At 71.8% G+C, this 15,702-nt stretch carries 15 protein-coding genes and 1 riboswitch; all 15 genes read left to right on the top strand.

Features of this window, described 5'->3' with window-relative positions; all coding sequences use genetic code 11:
- Window positions 1-48 precede the first annotated feature (48 nt).
- Window positions 49-1,179: an NAD(P) transhydrogenase subunit alpha gene (locus BN3794_RS13450; RefSeq protein WP_066098035.1), complete on the top strand. Its 1,131-nt coding sequence runs from the start codon at window positions 49-51 to the stop codon at window positions 1,177-1,179.
- Window position 1,180: 1 nt separating this feature from the next.
- Window positions 1,181-1,510 carry an NAD(P) transhydrogenase subunit alpha part 2 gene (locus BN3794_RS13445; RefSeq protein WP_066098032.1) on the top strand — a complete coding sequence of 110 codons (330 nt, stop codon included), beginning with the start codon at window positions 1,181-1,183 and terminating at the stop codon, window positions 1,508-1,510.
- Window positions 1,511-1,514: 4 nt separating this feature from the next.
- The gene (locus BN3794_RS13440) at window positions 1,515-2,936 is read left to right on the top strand and encodes an NAD(P)(+) transhydrogenase (Re/Si-specific) subunit beta (RefSeq protein WP_066098029.1); all 1,422 of its coding nucleotides are present in this window, start codon (window positions 1,515-1,517) and stop codon (window positions 2,934-2,936) included.
- A 96-nt stretch (window positions 2,937-3,032) separates the two neighbouring features.
- On the top strand, window positions 3,033-3,812 hold the full coding sequence (locus tag BN3794_RS13435; RefSeq protein WP_066098027.1) for an acetoin reductase: 780 nt from the start codon (window positions 3,033-3,035) through the stop codon (window positions 3,810-3,812).
- Between the two features lie 221 nt (window positions 3,813-4,033).
- Complete coding sequence (gene mltB, locus BN3794_RS13430; RefSeq protein WP_066098023.1) at window positions 4,034-5,161, top strand: lytic murein transglycosylase B; 1,128 nt, start codon at window positions 4,034-4,036, stop codon at window positions 5,159-5,161.
- The gene (locus BN3794_RS13425) at window positions 5,158-6,546 is read left to right on the top strand and encodes a septal ring lytic transglycosylase RlpA family protein (protein WP_066098021.1); all 1,389 of its coding nucleotides are present in this window, start codon (window positions 5,158-5,160) and stop codon (window positions 6,544-6,546) included. Before mltB ends, BN3794_RS13425 begins: the two co-directional genes overlap by 4 nt.
- A 76-nt stretch (window positions 6,547-6,622) precedes the next feature.
- A complete protein-coding gene (locus BN3794_RS13420; RefSeq protein ID WP_066098019.1) occupies window positions 6,623-7,831 on the top strand; it encodes a D-alanyl-D-alanine carboxypeptidase family protein in 1,209 nt (402 codons plus the stop codon).
- A gap of 152 nt (window positions 7,832-7,983) precedes the next feature.
- A complete protein-coding gene (gene glyA, locus BN3794_RS13415) occupies window positions 7,984-9,249 on the top strand; it encodes a serine hydroxymethyltransferase (RefSeq protein WP_066098017.1) in 1,266 nt (421 codons plus the stop codon).
- 113 nt (window positions 9,250-9,362) lie between these two features.
- The gene (nrdR, locus tag BN3794_RS13410; protein ID WP_066098015.1) at window positions 9,363-9,902 is read left to right on the top strand and encodes a transcriptional regulator NrdR; all 540 of its coding nucleotides are present in this window, start codon (window positions 9,363-9,365) and stop codon (window positions 9,900-9,902) included.
- 48 nt (window positions 9,903-9,950) lie between these two features.
- Window positions 9,951-11,042, top strand: a complete 1,092-nt coding sequence (gene ribD / locus BN3794_RS13405; protein WP_066098013.1) for a bifunctional diaminohydroxyphosphoribosylaminopyrimidine deaminase/5-amino-6-(5-phosphoribosylamino)uracil reductase RibD — start codon at window positions 9,951-9,953, stop codon at window positions 11,040-11,042.
- An 86-nt stretch (window positions 11,043-11,128) separates the two neighbouring features.
- Window positions 11,129-11,356, top strand: a riboswitch (FMN riboswitch).
- Between the two features lie 165 nt (window positions 11,357-11,521).
- Window positions 11,522-12,136 (top strand): riboflavin synthase, encoded by a 615-nt coding sequence (locus BN3794_RS13400; RefSeq protein WP_066098010.1) that lies wholly within the window; start codon window positions 11,522-11,524, stop codon window positions 12,134-12,136.
- The gene (ribB, locus tag BN3794_RS13395; protein WP_066098007.1) at window positions 12,133-13,263 is read left to right on the top strand and encodes a 3,4-dihydroxy-2-butanone-4-phosphate synthase; all 1,131 of its coding nucleotides are present in this window, start codon (window positions 12,133-12,135) and stop codon (window positions 13,261-13,263) included. Before BN3794_RS13400 ends, ribB begins: the two co-directional genes overlap by 4 nt.
- A gap of 118 nt (window positions 13,264-13,381) precedes the next feature.
- The gene (gene ribH / locus BN3794_RS13390; protein ID WP_066098005.1) at window positions 13,382-13,849 is read left to right on the top strand and encodes a 6,7-dimethyl-8-ribityllumazine synthase; all 468 of its coding nucleotides are present in this window, start codon (window positions 13,382-13,384) and stop codon (window positions 13,847-13,849) included.
- On the top strand, window positions 13,846-14,331 hold the full coding sequence (gene nusB / locus BN3794_RS13385; protein WP_066098003.1) for a transcription antitermination factor NusB: 486 nt from the start codon (window positions 13,846-13,848) through the stop codon (window positions 14,329-14,331). The genes ribH and nusB overlap by 4 nt, the downstream gene beginning before the upstream one ends.
- A 72-nt stretch (window positions 14,332-14,403) precedes the next feature.
- Window positions 14,404-15,381: a thiamine-phosphate kinase gene (gene thiL, locus BN3794_RS13380; RefSeq protein ID WP_066098001.1), complete on the top strand. Its 978-nt coding sequence runs from the start codon at window positions 14,404-14,406 to the stop codon at window positions 15,379-15,381.
- The last annotated feature ends 321 nt before the right edge of the window (window positions 15,382-15,702 follow it).

The raw sequence follows: 15,702 nt of genomic DNA, 5'->3' as shown, positions 1-15,702 counted from the left end.
CGGTTTCGCGCCCATACTCGCCCCCGTCATTTCCGATGAGGTGGGTTTATGGCTTTCCAGATTGCGGTTCTGAAGGAAACGCAGCCCCACGAAGCGCGCGTCGCGATGGTGCCCGGCCAGGTGGCCAGGTTCGAGCGTCTCGGCGCCAAGGTGGCGATGCAGACCGGGGCCGGCGTGGCGGCCCGTTTTCGTGACAGCGACTACAAGGACGTCCAGTTCCAGGACGATCCCAAGGCCCTGGTGGCCGGGGCCGACGTGGTGTTCGCGGTGCAGCCGCCGGCGCCGGAGATCGTGGCGGCGATGAAACCGGGGACGTGGCTGCTCAGCTTCGTCTACCCGCAGAAGGTGCCGGCGCTGCTGCCGGTGCTGCGCGACCACAAGATCTCCAGCTTCGCCTTGGAGACGGTGCCGCGCATCAGCCGCGCCCAGGCGATGGACGTGCTGTCCAGCCAGTCGGCGCTGGCCGGCTACTACGCGCCGCTGCTGGGCGCGGTGAACCTGCCGCGCATCCTGCCGATGATGACCACCGCGGTCGGCTCGCTGCGCGCCGCGCAGGTGCTGGTGATGGGCCTGGGCGTGGCCGGGCTGCAGGCCGCGGCCACCGCCAAGCGCCTGGGCGCGGTGGTCGAGGGCTACGACGTGCGCCCGGAAACGCGCGAGCAGGCCCAGTCGGTCGGCGCCAAGTTCGTCGATACCGGCATCGACGCGGTCGGCCAGGGCGGCTACGCGCGCGAGCTCACCGCCGAGGAGCAGGCCAAGGCCGCCGCGGTGCTGACCACGCACATCCAGAAGGCGGACCTGATCATCACCACGGCCAACGTGCCGGGGCGCAAGGCGCCGCAGCTGGTCAGCCGCAGCCAGATCGAGGGCATGAAGTCCGGCTCGGTGATCGTGGACATGGCCGCCGATTCCGGCTGCAACTGCGAAGGCGCGGTGCCCGGGCAGAACGTGACCATCGGCCCGACCCTGGTGATGGCGCCGTTCAACGTGCCCTCGCTGCTGGCCCAGCATGCCAGCGAGCTGTACTGCAAGAACCTGCTCAATCTGCTCGAGCTCATCGTCAAGGACGGCGCCATCGCGCCGGACCTGAGCGACGAGGTCGTTTCCAAAACCCTGTTGGCGCACGACGGCAAGATCCTCAACCCGGCCGCCGCCGCGATCCTTTCCAAGGAGGCCTGAAATGGATTCCGCTCTGCTTTCGATGAGCTGGCTGATCGCGCTGTACGTGTTCATGCTGGCTGCGTTCACCGGCTACGAGGTGATCTCGCGCGTGCCCTCGATCCTGCACACGCCGCTGATGTCCGGTTCCAACTTCGTCCACGGCATCGTCGTGGTCGGTGCGCTGCACGCGCTGTTCAACGCCACCAGCCTGGCCGGGCAGATCATCGGCTTCGTCGGCGTGGTGCTGGGCGCGGCCAATGCCGCCGGCGGCTACGCGGTGACCGAACGCATGCTGGCGATGTTCAAGCCCAGCCAGAAGCCGGCCCCTGCGGCCGCGGCGAAGGAGTGAGGCCATGTCCAGTCTTCTAGTCGCATTGGCTGGCTTCGTCGCGGTCCTGCTTTTCATCTTCGGCCTGAAGCGCATGTCCTCGCCGGTGACCGCCACGCGCGGGATCATCGTGGCCGGCTACGGCATGGCGCTGGCAGTGCTCGCCAGCTTCCTCTACCTGGTGGACGTGCAGCCGGCGGCGCTCCCGCACCGGACCACCAACCTGGTGCTGGCGGTGGTCGCGCTGGCCATCGGCGGTGCCTGGGCATGGCGCGGCGGGCGCAAGGTGGCGATCACCGACATGCCGCAGATGGTCGCGCTGTACAACGGCATGGGCGGCGGCTCGGCCGCGGCGCTGGCCGCGGTGGTGCTGTTCGAGCGCGGCGGCATCGCCGGCACCGGCCTGCTGCACCAGGTCGTCACCGTGCTCGGCGCGCTGATCGGCTCGGTGTCGCTGGCCGGTTCGCTGGTGGCCTGGGCCAAGCTCGACGGCAAGATGCGCAGCGCCTGGCGCTTCAAGGGCCAGCGCGAGCTCAACCTGCTGGTGTTCGTGGCCACCCTGGTGCTCGGCGGCGTCACCATCGCCTCCGGCGACAGCGCGCTGCTGTGGCCGCTGCTGTTCTTCGTGCTGGCGCTGGCCTTCGGCGTGATGATGACCCTGCCGATCGGCGGTGCCGACATGCCGGTGGTGATCTCGCTGTACAACGCCTTCACCGGCCTGGCGGTGGCGCTGGAGGGCTTCGCCCTGGAGAACCCGGCGCTGATGATCGCCGGCATGGTGGTCGGTTCGGCCGGCACCCTGCTGACCTTCCTGATGGCCAAGGCGATGAACCGCTCGCTGGCCAACGTGCTGTTCAGCAACTTCGGCGAGGTCGCCGCCTCCGGCGCCAACCAGGTGCAGGGCGAGATGAAGTCCGTCGATGCCGGCGACGCGGCGGTCACCATGCGCTATGCCAGCAGCGTGATCGTGGTGCCGGGCTACGGCCTGGCGGTGGCCCAGGCGCAGTCCAAGCTGTACGAGTTCGTGCAGCTGCTGCAGGCCGCCGGGGTGGACGTCAAGTTCGCCATCCACCCGGTCGCCGGGCGCATGCCCGGGCACATGAACGTGCTGCTGGCCGAGGCCGGCGTGCCCTACGACATGATCTACGACATGGACGACATCAATGACAGCTTCAAGGACACCGACGTCGCCCTGGTGATCGGCGCCAACGACGTGGTCAATCCCTCGGCGCTGACCGACAAGTCCTCGCCGATCTACGGCATGCCGATCCTCAACGTGTACCAGGCGCACCAGATCTTCGTGATCAAGCGCGGCCAGGGCAAGGGCTATGCCGGCGTGGAGAATCCGCTGTTCTTCCAGAAGAACTGCGAGATGGTCTACGGCGACGCGCTGGCCGAGCTGAACCAGATGGTGCAGGCGGTCAAGGCGCTGGGCGGCCAGTCCTGAGGCATCCGGCGCGCCGCCACGGCGGCGCGCCCTTCCTTTCCAGAAATGCCGGTGGAAACCGGCCCCAATGCGGCTTGCGCCGCGAGGTAAGCACTCATGGCAATCCAAGGAAAAGTGGCTCTGGTGACCGGTTCCGGCCAGGGCATCGGTCGCGGCATCGCGCTGCGGCTGGCACGCGACGGCGCCGACATCGCGCTGGTGGACGTGAAGGCCGACAAGATCGAGGCGGTGGCCGGGGAGATCCGCGCGCTCGGCCGCAAGGCGACCACCTTCGTGGCCGACATCTCCGAGCGCGACCAGGTCGTGGCCGCGGTCGACCACGCCGAGCAGGCGCTGGGCGGCTTCGACATCATGGTCAACAACGCCGGCATCAGCCAGGTCAACCCGCTGCTGGAGGTGACCCCGGAGGAGGTCGAGCGCATCTACCGGATCAACGTGCAGGGCACGCTGTGGGGCATCCAGGCGGCCGGCAAGAAGTTCCTGGCGCGCAAGCAGAAGGGCAAGATCGTCAACGCCTGCTCGATCGCCGGCCACGAGGGCTACGCGCTGCTGGGCGTGTACTCGTCCACCAAGTTCGCGGTGCGCGCGCTGACCCAGGCCGCGGCCAAGGAGCTGGCCAGCCACGGCATCAACGTCAACGCCTACTGCCCCGGCGTGGTCGGCACCGACATGTGGGTGGACATCGACAAGCGCATGGCCGCGGTGACCGGCGCCAAGCCCGGCGAGACCTACGACAAGTTCGTCGGCGGCATCGCCCTGGGCCGGGCGGAAACCCCGGACGACGTGGCCGCGCTGGTGTCCTACCTGGCCGGCCCGGATTCGGACTACATGACCGGCCAGTCGGTGCTGATCGACGGCGGCATGGTCTACCGTTGACGGCGGCGGCGCCGGCCCGTTCCGGCGCGACGGCAACCGAGGGCCACCGCTTGCGGTGGCCTTTTTTCGTGGCCCGGAACCGGGGCGGCGCGCCGGCCGCGGCAGCCACAAAAGGAAACCGGGCCTGAAGCCGGGGAAGGTCGATTTCGGGATGGAACTGTAATTTTCTTTTGATTCATGGTGTTATTGGCAACAGTTCAACCGGAATCTTCCGCTCCGTGATGCCAAGACGCCTGCTGGCCTGCCTGTTCACCTTTGGCCTGGTGGCCTGCGCGACGCAGCCCCAGCGGCCCGCGCGCGCACCGCAGGCCAGTACGGCACCGCCCGCGCCGCCGGCGGAAGTGGCCCCCGAGGCCGCCCCGGCCGGTGCCCCGCCGGTGGACCTCGCGCCGGTGCCGCCGGAAGTGGCGCGTGCCGGGTTCGTGCGCGACACCGCCGCGCGCTACGGCATCGCCCCGGCAACGATCGAGGCGGCGCTGGCGCAGGCGCAGGTGAAGGATTCGATCATCGCCGCGATGTCGCGCCCGGCCGAGCGGGTCAAGCCGTGGAGCGAATACCGGCCGATGTTCATCACCCAGGCGCGCATCGACGGCGGGCGCCGCTTCCTGGCCCAGCACCGCGACGAGCTGGCGCGGGTGGAGGCGGCCACCGGCGTGCCGGCGCAGGTGATCGTCGCCATCATCGGCGTGGAGACCAGCTACGGTGCCAACACCGGCAAGTACCGGGTGCTCGACGCGCTGTACACGCTGGCGTTCAACTACCCGCGCAGCGGCGATCCGGCCAAGCTCGAGCGCGAGGTGCGCCGCGAGCTGTTCTTCCGCGACGAGCTGGGCCAGCTGTTCGCCCTGGCCAAGGAGGAGGGCCTGGACGTCACCACCCTGACCGGCAGCTACGCCGGGGCGATGGGGCTGGGCCAGTTCATGCCGTCCAGCTACCGCCAGTACGCGGTGGACGGCGACGGCGACGGCCGGCGCAACCTGTTCAGCGACTACGACGACGCCTTCGCCTCCATTGCCAACTACTTCGTCGCCAAGGGCGGCTGGGTGCGTGGCGGCGAGGTGGCGGTGCCGGCGACGCTGGCCCCCGGCCATGCCGAGTTCAACCCGGACGACTGGACCCCGACCTGGACCCTGGCCGAGCTGTCGCGGCGCGGCTACCGCCCGGCCGCGCCGGTGGTCGCCGGCACCCGCGCCACCCCGATCGCGCTGGACGGCGCCGCCGGCCGCCAGTACTGGCTCGGCTTCCAGAACTACTACGCGATCACCCGCTACAACATTTCCAAGATGTACGCGATGGCCGTGTTCCAGCTGTCCCAGGCCATCGCCGGACAGGAGTTGCCCCCGGCATGAACGCGAAACCGATCATTCCCGCGCTGGTGGTGCTGGCGCTCGCCGCCTGCTCCAGCGCCCCGAAGAAGCCCGCCGTCGCCGGCGGTACGCGCGTGCAGGGGCACGGTACCGCCGCCGAGGCGCCGCCGGCGCGCGTGGCCACCGGCTGCTCGCCCTACGCGCCGGCGCAGGAGGATCCCTCCACCCGCGGCAACTACACCCGCGGCGGCCTGTATGCGCCCGGGGTGAAGGACACCACGCCCGACCACGTGCCCAACGTCGATTGCATCCCGGAGCCGGCGGTGGTCGACGAGCCGCGCTCGGCGATCGGCAACCAGTCCCCGTACGCGGTGCTGGGCAAGACCTACAAGGTCCTGGACGACGTGCACGGCTACGTCGAGACCGGCACCGCCTCCTACTACGGCGCCAAGTTCCACGGCCGGCTGACCTCCAACCGCGAGGTCTACGACGTCAATGCCTTCACCGCCGCGCACAAGACCCTGCCGCTGCCCAGCTTCGCCCTGGTCACCAACATCGACAACGGCCAGTCGGTGGTGGTGCGGGTCAACGACCGCGGCCCGTTCCACGACGACCGCCTGATCGACCTGAGCTACGCCGCCGCGGTCAAGCTCGGGATCACCGGCAAGGGCACCGGCCGCGTCCAGGTACGCGCGCTGACCCCGGAGGACAACACCGGCATCCTGGCCGCGCGCCGCGCCGCGCTGGCATCGGGCACCGCGCTGGCCGCCGCCGCACCGGCCCGCCCCAGCCGCATGGACAGCCTGGTCGGCCAGCTGCCGGCCGGCGCCTCGCGTCCGGCGACGGCGACGCCCGCGCCGGCCTCCGCGCCAGCCGCGGCCCCGGCCGCGCCGGTGCGGGTGGTGAGCACCGCCGCACCGGCCGACAGCGCCGGCGAGCGCTGGCGCTATCGCGTGTCCGACCAGGCGCACCCGGGCAATGCCGACAACTTCGACGCCTGGATGAAGGCCAACGGGGTGCGCGTGGCGACCGGCAAGTCCACGCGCCTGGCCGCCGCCGAACCGCCGCCGGCGGCACGCGCCCCGTCCCGTGCCAAGGCGGCCGCGGCCGTCCCCGCACCTACGCCGGCCCCCGTTCCCGCCGCACCGGTGGCGATGGCGGCCGCGCCGCAACCGACCCCGGCACAGAACGCGCTGGGCCGCATCCTGCTGCAGGTGGCCAGCTTCGCCAGCCGCGAGAACGCCAACAAGGCGCTGGCGCAGCTCGCCTCGGCCGGCATCGCCGGGGCCAGCCTCAGCGACATCGCCAGCGGCGGCCGCACTCTGTGGCGGCTGCGGGTGGCGGTGACCGACCACGACGCGGCCACGGAACTCTCCGGCCGCATCGCCAGTCTGGGGCTGGGGCGCCCGCAGATCGTCAACGAGTGATCGCCCCGCCGTCGCGCCGCAGGCGCAGTCCTACAATGTCGTTTTGGTCCCTTGCCGGCCCCTGGAGTCGTAGTCGATGAAACCCGTTCTTGCCGCCGTGGCGTTCCTGGCCACTTCCGTCGTCGGTCTGGCGCTGGCCCAGACGCCAGACCTGCCGCCGAGCCCGGCCGCCACCCAGCCGCCGCCGCAGGTGCAGATCCCGCCGGCGCCGGCCCCGGCGCAGTCCAAGGCCTGGATCGTGATGGACTACGCCTCCGGCCAGGTGCTGGCCGGGGAGAACATCCACGAGCACCTCGCCCCGGCGAGCATGACCAAGGTGATGACCTCCTACGTCATCGCCGCCGAGCTGGCCGCCGGCAAGGTCCACCGCGACGACCAGGTGATGATGAGCGAGAACGCCTGGCGCAAGGGCGGTGCCGGCACCGACGGCAGCTACAGCGGCTTCCCGGTCAACCAGAGCGCGCGCCTGGAGGACATGGAGAAGGGCATGGTGGTGCAGTCGGGCAACGACGCGGCCATCGCCCTGGCCGAGCACGTGGCCGGCAGCGAGGAGGCCTTCGTCTCGCTGATGAATAGCTACGCCCAGCGCCTGGGCATGAAGGACACCCATTACGCCGATGCCACCGGGCTGAGCGCCGAGGGCCACTACTCCAGCGCCTACGACATGGCGCTGCTGGGCCAGGCCCTGATCCGCGACTTCCCCGACACCTACGCCTACAACAAGATCAAGGAGCTGACGGTCGGCGGGATCACCCAGCCCAACCGCAACCTGCTGCTGTGGCGCGACCCGAGCGTGGACGGCATCAAGACCGGCCACACCTCCGAGGCCGGCTACTGCATCATCAACTCGGCCCTGCGCGGCGACCAGCGTCTGATCACGGTGATCATGGGCGACACGTCCGAGAAGCAGCGCGCCGCCGACTCGCTGGCGCTGCTGAACTGGGGCTTCCGCTTCTACGAGACCCACCGCCTCTACGAGCCGGGCAAGGCCGTGGCCACCCAGAAGATCTGGAAGGGCAAGGTCGACCAGGTGCAGCTGGGCGTGGCCCAGCCGCTGCTGGTGAGCGTGCCGCGCGGGCGCTACGAGGCGCTCAAGCCGAGCATCGACGTGCCGCGCCAGCTGGTCGCCCCGGTCAAGGCCGGCCAGCAGATCGGCACGGTCAAGGTGACCCTGGACGGCCAGGTGGTCGCCCAGGCGCCGCTGGTGGCGGTCCAGGCCGTGGACGAGGCCGGCTTCTTCAAGCGCCTGTGGGACGCCTTCTGGATGTGGTGGCAGTCCAAGTAGGCGCATCCGGCGGTCCATTGCCCGGCCTCGGCCGGGCCGCGCCAGGCGGGCCGGAAGGGCGACTTTCCGGCCCGTTTCGCTGCGGCGGGGCGGCCAGCCCGGTGGCCGCGGGCTACAATCGCGTTCCCGCCGAACCGTTCCCTGGAGTTCCGATGTTCCCGCGCGACGCTCGTATCGAAGGCTACGATCCCGAACTGGCCCAGGCCATCGCCGCCGAGGCGGCCCGCCAGGAAGACCACGTCGAGCTGATCGCCAGCGAGAACTACGCCAGCCCGCGGGTGATGGAAGCCCAGGGCAGCGTGCTGACCAACAAGTACGCCGAAGGCTATCCGGGCAAGCGCTACTACGGCGGCTGCGAATACGTGGACATCGTCGAGCAGCTGGCCATCGACCGGCTCAAGCAGCTGTTCGGCGCCGGCTACGCCAACGTGCAGCCGCACAGCGGCTCGCAGGCCAACCAGGCGGTGTACTTCGCGCTGCTGCAGCCGGGCGACACCATCCTGGGCATGTCGCTGGCCCACGGCGGCCACCTGACCCACGGCGCCAAGGTCAACGCCTCCGGCAAGCTGTTCAACGCGGTGCAGTACGGCGTCAACGACGAGGGCCTGCTGGACTACGACGAGATCGAGCGCCTGGCGCTGGAGCACAAGCCGAAGATGATCGTGGCCGGCTTCTCGGCCTACTCGCGGGTGATGGACTGGGCGCGCTTCCGCGCCATCGCCGACCAGGTCGGCGCCTACCTGTTCGTGGACATGGCGCACGTGGCCGGGCTGGTCGCCGCCGGCGTGTACCCCAGCCCGCTGCCGCACGCGCACGTGGTCACCTCCACCACCCACAAGACCCTGCGCGGCCCGCGCGGCGGCCTGCTGCTGGCCGGCGAGGGCGCCGGCGCGCAGCTGGAGGAGATCGCCAAGAAGCTGCAGTCGATCGTGTTCCCGGGCATCCAGGGCGGCCCGCTGATGCACGTCATCGCCGGCAAGGCGGTGGCCTTCAAGGAGGCGCTGGAGCCGGCGTTCAAGGACTACCAGCGGCAGGTGGTGAAGAACGCCCAGGCGATGGCGCGCACGCTGGTCGAGCGCGGCTACCGCATCGTCTCCGGCGGCACCGACAACCACCTGATGCTGGTGGACCTGATCGGCCGCGAGCTGTCGGGCAAGGACGCGGAGGCGGCGCTGGGCAAGGCCCACATCACCGTCAACAAGAACGCCGTGCCGGGCGACCCGCGCTCGCCGTTCGTGACCTCGGGCCTGCGCCTGGGCACGCCGGCGATCACCACGCGCGGCTACCAGGAGGCCGACACCGTCGCCCTGGCCGGCTGGATCGCCGACGTGCTCGATGCCCCGGCCGATGCCGCCGTCATCGCCCGCGTGCGCGAGGCGGTGACCGCGCAGTGCCGCAAGTTCCCGGTCTACGGCTGAGGACGGCGGGCATGGCCAGAAGCGCTAAGCTGCCGGCGACGGCGTGCCCGCTCCCGGTCGCGGCGCGCGTCCCGCCAGCCGCGGGCCGGCCGTCCCGCCGCACGGTGTCCTGAATGCATTGCCCCTTCTGCCAGCACAGCGATACCCGGGTGATCGACTCGCGCGTGTCCGAGGACGGCGCCACCATCCGCCGCCGGCGCGAGTGCGAGGCCTGCGGCGAGCGCTTCTCCACCCTGGAGAGCATCGAGCTCAAGCTGCCCAGCATCGTCAAGGGCGATGGCCGCCGCGAGGCCTTCGACGGGCGCAAGCTGCGCCTGAGCATGGAGCGCGCGCTGCACAAGCGGCCGGTGTCGGAGGAACAGCTGGAGGCCTCGGTGCGCGCAGTCGTGCACCAGGCGCGCATGACCGGCGAGCGCGAACTGGCCTCGCGCAAGCTCGGCGACTTCGTCATGGCCGAGATGCGCAAGCTCGACCACGTCGGCTACGTGCGCTTCGCCTCGGTGTACCGCCGCTTCGAGGACGTGGCCGACTTCCGCGAGGAGATCGAGATGCTCGAGCGCGACCTGCCGGTGGGCAGCGAGCAGCTGCCGCTGCTGCAGGCCGAGGTCATCCCGATCGACAAGAAGTCCTCGGGCAAGAACGGCAAGCGCTGACCGTGCGCGCGCGCCTGCACGACGGCACCGGCGCCGCGGCGCTCCGGCATGGCTGACTTCAGCGCCGCCGACCACGCCTTCATGGCGCGCGCGCTGCGCCTGGCCGAGCGCGGGCGCTGGACCACCCGCCCCAACCCGATGGTCGGTTGCGTGATCGTGCGCGACGGCGAGGTGGTGGGCGAGGGCTGGCACCAGCGCGCCGGCGGCCCGCACGCCGAGGTCTTCGCCCTGCGCGCGGCCGGGGAACGCGCGCGCGGCGCCACCGCCTACGTCACCCTGGAGCCGTGCGCGCACCAGGGCCGCACCCCGCCGTGCGCCGATGCCCTGATCGCCGCCGGGGTCGCGCGCGTGGTGGCGGCCATGCGCGACCCGTTCCCGCAGGTGGACGGCGCCGGGTTCGCACGCCTGCGCGCGACCGGCATCGTCGCCGAGTCCGGCCTGATGCAGGCCCAGGCGCGCGAGGTGAACCGTGGCTTCCTGGCGCGCGTGGAGCGCGGCCGGCCGTGGCTGCGGATCAAGCTGGCGGCCAGCCTGGACGGGCGCACGGCGATGGCCGACGGGGATTCCAAGTGGATCACCGCGGCGCCCGCGCGTGCCGACGTGCAGCGCTGGCGCGCGCGGGCCGGGGCGATCCTGACCGGCGCCGGTACCGTGCTGGCCGACGACCCGGCGCTGACCGTGCGCCTGCCCGATGCGGACGTGGTGCCCCCGCTGCGCGTGGTGCTCGACCGCGGCCTGCGTTCGCTGGCGCGCACCCACATCCGCGACGGCGCCGCACCGACGCTCTACCTGCACGGGCCCGACGTGGCCGCCCCGGCGCTGGCGCCGGCCGAGTTCGCCGCGGTGCCGTTGCGCGACGGCCGCCTGGACCTGCACGTGGCGCTGCAGCTGCTGGCCGCGCGCGGCATCAACGAAGTTCAGGTCGAGGCCGGCGCGGTGCTCTCCGGCGCGTTGCTGCGGGCCGGCCTGGCCGACGAGCTGCTGCTCTACACCGCGCCGCTGCTGATGGGCGAACACGCGCGCCCGCTGCTGGCCGGCCTCGGCATCGACACGATGGCCGCGCGCCTGCAGCTGGAAACCGTGGACGTGCGCCGGGTCGGGGACGACCTGCGCTGGCAGCTGCGCCCGCACCTGCGCTGAGCGGGCGACACGCCGTTCACCTGCTGCAACGCCGGCTCCGGGCCGCGCTGGTATCATGCGTGGCGCCGGCCCAGGCCGGCACTCACGAACGTCTTCAGGGCGGGGTGGAAATCCCCACCGGCGGTAGGTGCGGCAACGCACGAGCCCGCGAGCGCTTCCGTGTCGCAAGTCTCCCGCCGGGTGCCGCGCCTGCATGCGCGGTCCGCGAGGCGGGTCCGGCAAGGGCCGCAGCCGCGGCCCTGCGATGCGCAAGGTCAGCAGATCCGGTCCGATGCCGGAGCCGACGGTTACAGTCCGGATGAAAGAAGACGGCATCGCGCGGCCCCCGGGCCGTGCGCGCCTTGCCTTGTGGCGTTTTTCGCTTGGTCCAATGCGGGAAACGTAGCCATGTACCTGATTCTGCAAACCGTCGCGCACGCCCGTGCGTATCTGCCTCCCCTATCCGCCTGTGTCCCGGCCGTCCGGAAGGGCGGGCGCTGATGTTCACCGGGATCATCGAGGGCGTCGGCCGCCTGGCCGCACGCGAATCCATCGGCGGCGACGTCCGCTTCACCTTCGCCGTCGGCAGCCTGCCGTTCGAGGACGTGCGGCTGGGCGAGAGCATCGCGGTCAACGGTACCTGCCTGACCGTGGTCGCCCACGACGCCGGTTCCTTCCAGGCCGACGCCTCCACCGAGACCCTGGCGCTGACCACGCTCGGCCGGCTGCCGCCGGGCGCGGCGCTCAACCTGGAACGGGCCATGCGCCCGGGCGACCGCTTCGGCGGCCATATCGTCAGCGGCCACGTCGATGGCGTCGGCCACGTGCTGTCGGTGCACGAGGACGCGCGCGCGCAGCGCTGGCGCTTCGCCGCGCCGGCCGCGCTGCTGAAGTACGTCGCCAGGAAGGGCTCGATCTGCGTGGACGGGGTCAGCCTGACCGTCAACGAGGTCGACGACGAAGGCTTCGAGGTCGCGCTGATCCCGCACACCGTCGCCCATACCCGCTTCGCCGAGACCCGCGTCGGCGAGGCGGTGAACCTGGAAATCGATCTGGTCGCCCGCTACGTCGAGCGCCTGCTGCAAGGCGCCGCCGCGCCGGGAGAACTGTCATGAGCTTCGCCACCATCCCCGAACTGCTCGAGGAAATCCGCAACGGCCGCATGGTCGTGGTCGTCGACGACGAGGACCGCGAGAACGAGGGGGACCTGATCATGGCCGCCGAGCTGGTCAAGGCCGGCGACATCAACTTCATGGTCACCCATGGCCGCGGCCTGGTGTGCCTGCCGATGTCGGCCGCGCGCTGCGCCCAGCTCGGCCTGGCGCCGATGGTGCAGGCCAACACCGCCCAGTTCCATACCAACTTCACCGTCAGCATCGAGGCGGCCGAGGGCGTGACCACCGGCATCTCCGCCGCCGACCGCGCCCACACCATCCGCACCGCGGTGCGCCCGGACGCCAAGCCCGCGGACCTGAGCCGGCCCGGCCACATCTTCCCGCTGATCGCCCAGCCCGGCGGCGTGCTGACCCGCGCCGGCCACACCGAGGCCGCCACCGACCTGGCCGAACTGGCCGGGCTGGAACCGGCCGGCGTGCTGGTGGAGATCCTCAACGAGGACGGCACCATGGCGCGGCGCCCGCAGCTGGAGGCGTTCGCGCGCGAGCACGGGCTGAAGATCGGCTCGATCGCCGACCTGATCGCCTACCGCCTGGCCACCGAGCACACCGTCGAGCGCGTGGACGAGCGCGAGATCGAGACCGACTTCGGTCCGTTCAAATTGGTGACCTACCGTGACCGCATCGCCCACGACCTGCATTTCGCGCTGGTACGCGGCACGCCGGCGGCCGCGCGCCCGGCGCTGGTGCGGGTGCACGTGGAGAACCCGCTGGCCGACCTGCTGCACTGGCGGCGCGAGGATTTCGGCGTGGCCACCGGCGATGCGCTGCGCGCGATTGCGCAGGCCGGTGAGGGCGTGCTGGTGGTGCTGTCCGCGCCGCGCGACACCGAGGCCCTGCTGGCGCGGCTGCAGTCGCGCGCGGAAGTGCGCCCGGCCGGCAAGGACAAGGACGTGGGCCAGTGGCGCCGCAACGGCGCCGGCGCGCAGATCCTGGCCGACCTCGGCCTGGGCAAGCTGCGTGTGCTCGGCACCCCGCGCCGCCAGGTCGGCCTGGCCGGTTACGGCCTGGAGGTGGTGGAGACCGTCGAGCCGGCGGCGCTGGCCGCACCCGGCCCCGGCGCATGACCCGGCCCGTCCGGATCGCGCCCGCGCCGGTGCGGGCCTGGCCGCGCCCGTCGGGCCGGATCGGCCTGAACCGGCGCGGTTACAATGCACGCCGAAACCTTATCGAGTCATCCGCCGCATGAGCCATTACGAAGGCGACCTGGCCGCCCCCGACGGGGCGCGCTTCGTCATCGTCGCCAGCCGCTGGAACGCCCGCATCGTCGATGCGCTGGTCGCCGGTGCCCGCCAGAGCCTGGCCGGCAACGGCATCGGCGAGGACGCCATCGACGTGGTGCGCCTGCCCGGCGCGTGGGAGATCCCGGTGGTCGCCGCGCGCCTGGCCCGGGCCGGCCGCCATGCCGCGATCATCGCCCTGGGCTGCGTGATCCGTGGCGATACCCGCCACTACGAGCACGTCGCCGACCGCTGCTCGGAAGGGCTGGCGCGGGTGGCGCTGGACACCGGCGTGCCGGTGCTCAACGGCGTGCTGGCGGTGGAGCGCATCGAGGACGCGGAGAACCGCGCCGGTGGCAGCCACGGCAACAAGGGCGAGGAATGCGCGCTGGCCGCGCTGGAGATGGTCAACCTGATGGAGCAACTGCCGTGAACAAGACCGGTCCGCACAAGCCGCGCCGCGACGGCGTCGACCCGGTGCTGCGTTCGCGCGCGCGCCGGCGCGCGCTGCAGGCCATCTATGCCTGGCAGATCGCCGGCGGCAGCGCCCAGCAGGTCGTCGCCCAGTTCGCCCACGAGCAGGCCCACGAGATCGCCGACCTGGCCTACTTCGAGGACCTGGTCAACGGCGTGCTGTCCCATCGCGGCGACATCGACCAGGCCCTGGTCGGCTATGTCGATCGTCCGGTCGAGGAGGTCGATGCGATCGAGCGCGCGGTGCTGCGCGTGGCTGCCTACGAGCTGCTGTACCGCATCGACGTGCCGTACCGCGTGGTGATCAACGAGGCCATCGAGACCGCCAAGCGCTTCGGCTCCGAGCACGGCCACACCTACGTCAACGGCGTGCTCGACCGGGCCGCGCTGGAATGGCGCAAGGTCGAGTCGGCCAGGCCGGGGACGGAGCATGGCAAGTAGGAACGCGGGACGGCGCGTACCGGGCGGCGTGTGCCGCCGCGTCGCCGCTCCTGGCCCACGCGTGCGCCGGCCATGGCAGAGTTCGACCTGATCGCCCGCATCCGCGCCCGTGCCACCACGCGCGCGGACGTGGCGCTGGGCATCGGCGACGATGCCGCCCTGCTGCAGCCGCCGCCCGGCGAGCAGCTGGCGGTCACCGCCGACACCCTCAACGACGGCGTGCACTTCCCGCATGAGGCGGTGCCGGCCGGGATCGGCTGGAAGTCGCTGGCGGTGAACCTGTCCGACCTGGCGGCGATGGGCGCGCGACCGTTGTGGTGCACGCTGTCGTTGTCGCTGCCGGCGGCGGACGAGGATTTCGTCGACGCTTTCCTGGACGGGTTCCTGGCCCTGGCGGCGCAGCACCAGGTGGCGCTGGTCGGCGGCGACATCACCCGCGGGCCGTTGTCCATCGCCGTCACCGCCATCGGCAGCGTGCCGGCCGGCCAGGCGCTGCGCCGCGACGCCGCGGTGGCCGGCGATGACATCTGGGTCACCGGCACGCCCGGCGATGCCGGCGGCGCGCTGGGGCTGTGGCGCGACGGCCGCCTGGACGTCACCCGCGAGGACGACCGCGGCGACGAAGGGTTCCTGCGCCGGCGCATGGCCCGCCCCGAGCCGCGCGTGGCCATGGGCCTGGCCCTGCGCGGCGTGGCCCATGCCTGCGTGGACCTGTCCGACGGTTTGCTGCCCGACCTGGGCCATGTCTGCGCGCGCAGCGGTACCGGCGCGTGCCTGCACCTGGACGACCTGCCGGCTTCGCCGGCCTTGGCGCGGCTGTATCCGGAGGCGGCCGCGCGGGCGCGCTGGCAATTGCTCGGCGGCGACGACTACGAGCTGTGCTTCACCGCCGCGGCCGGGTGCCGCGATGCGGTGGCGGCGGCCGCGCGCGCCGCCGGCGTGCAGGCCAGTCGCATCGGCCGCGTCGTCGAAGGCGAGGGCGTGGAGGTGGTCGATGCCCAGGGCCGGCCCTGGCCGGTGCCCGGGCGCGGCTTCGAGCATTTCGCCTGAGGCCGGTGGCCTGGCCGATCCGGCCCGGCCCGGCCTTTCGAACTCCGTCGCGCCGGTTCTCCACCGACCCTCCACGGGGCCGGATCCGGCGTGTCCTCGCGAGATCCCGGTCCGAGCGCCGTCCTGCAGCAAGGCTCGAATCAGGGCGGGGCGGATCCCGCGGCCATGGGCAGCGCAGGATGGTTCGCTGGCGACAGGCCCGTTCGCCGCGGCCCTGCCTGCCGCGGCGAACGGGGCGTGATCTCCAGCAGCGATGGCTTGGGCCACGGCGACTGCAGTATCGCCGGCCGCGGGCATGAACGTGGCATCGCCGCGGGCGTG

The organism is Xanthomonas massiliensis, assembly GCF_900018785.1.
GTDB lineage: Bacteria > Pseudomonadota > Gammaproteobacteria > Xanthomonadales > Xanthomonadaceae > Xanthomonas_B > Xanthomonas_B massiliensis.
Note: the sequence above shows the minus strand (reverse complement) of the source record. Positions and strands in the feature narration are given on the sequence as shown.

Excerpts from the sequence above, each read along its gene's own strand:
- nrdR (WP_066098015.1), top strand. The coding sequence starts at position 9,363 with ATGCATTGCCCCTTCTGCCAGCACAGCGATACCCGGGTGATCGACTCG.
- mltB (WP_066098023.1), top strand. The coding sequence starts at position 4,034 with ATGCCAAGACGCCTGCTGGCCTGCCTGTTCACCTTTGGCCTGGTGGCC.
- thiL (WP_066098001.1), top strand. The coding sequence starts at position 14,404 with ATGGCAGAGTTCGACCTGATCGCCCGCATCCGCGCCCGTGCCACCACG.
- glyA (WP_066098017.1), top strand. The coding sequence starts at position 7,984 with ATGTTCCCGCGCGACGCTCGTATCGAAGGCTACGATCCCGAACTGGCC.
- BN3794_RS13450 (WP_066098035.1), top strand. The coding sequence starts at position 49 with ATGGCTTTCCAGATTGCGGTTCTGAAGGAAACGCAGCCCCACGAAGCG.
- BN3794_RS13400 (WP_066098010.1), top strand. The coding sequence starts at position 11,522 with ATGTTCACCGGGATCATCGAGGGCGTCGGCCGCCTGGCCGCACGCGAA.
- ribB (WP_066098007.1), top strand. The coding sequence starts at position 12,133 with ATGAGCTTCGCCACCATCCCCGAACTGCTCGAGGAAATCCGCAACGGC.
- BN3794_RS13445 (WP_066098032.1), top strand. The coding sequence starts at position 1,181 with ATGGATTCCGCTCTGCTTTCGATGAGCTGGCTGATCGCGCTGTACGTG.
- BN3794_RS13435 (WP_066098027.1), top strand. The coding sequence starts at position 3,033 with ATGGCAATCCAAGGAAAAGTGGCTCTGGTGACCGGTTCCGGCCAGGGC.
- ribH (WP_066098005.1), top strand. The coding sequence starts at position 13,382 with ATGAGCCATTACGAAGGCGACCTGGCCGCCCCCGACGGGGCGCGCTTC.
- ribD (WP_066098013.1), top strand. The coding sequence starts at position 9,951 with ATGGCTGACTTCAGCGCCGCCGACCACGCCTTCATGGCGCGCGCGCTG.
- BN3794_RS13425 (WP_066098021.1), top strand. The coding sequence starts at position 5,158 with ATGAACGCGAAACCGATCATTCCCGCGCTGGTGGTGCTGGCGCTCGCC.
- BN3794_RS13440 (WP_066098029.1), top strand. The coding sequence starts at position 1,515 with ATGTCCAGTCTTCTAGTCGCATTGGCTGGCTTCGTCGCGGTCCTGCTT.
- BN3794_RS13420 (WP_066098019.1), top strand. The coding sequence starts at position 6,623 with ATGAAACCCGTTCTTGCCGCCGTGGCGTTCCTGGCCACTTCCGTCGTC.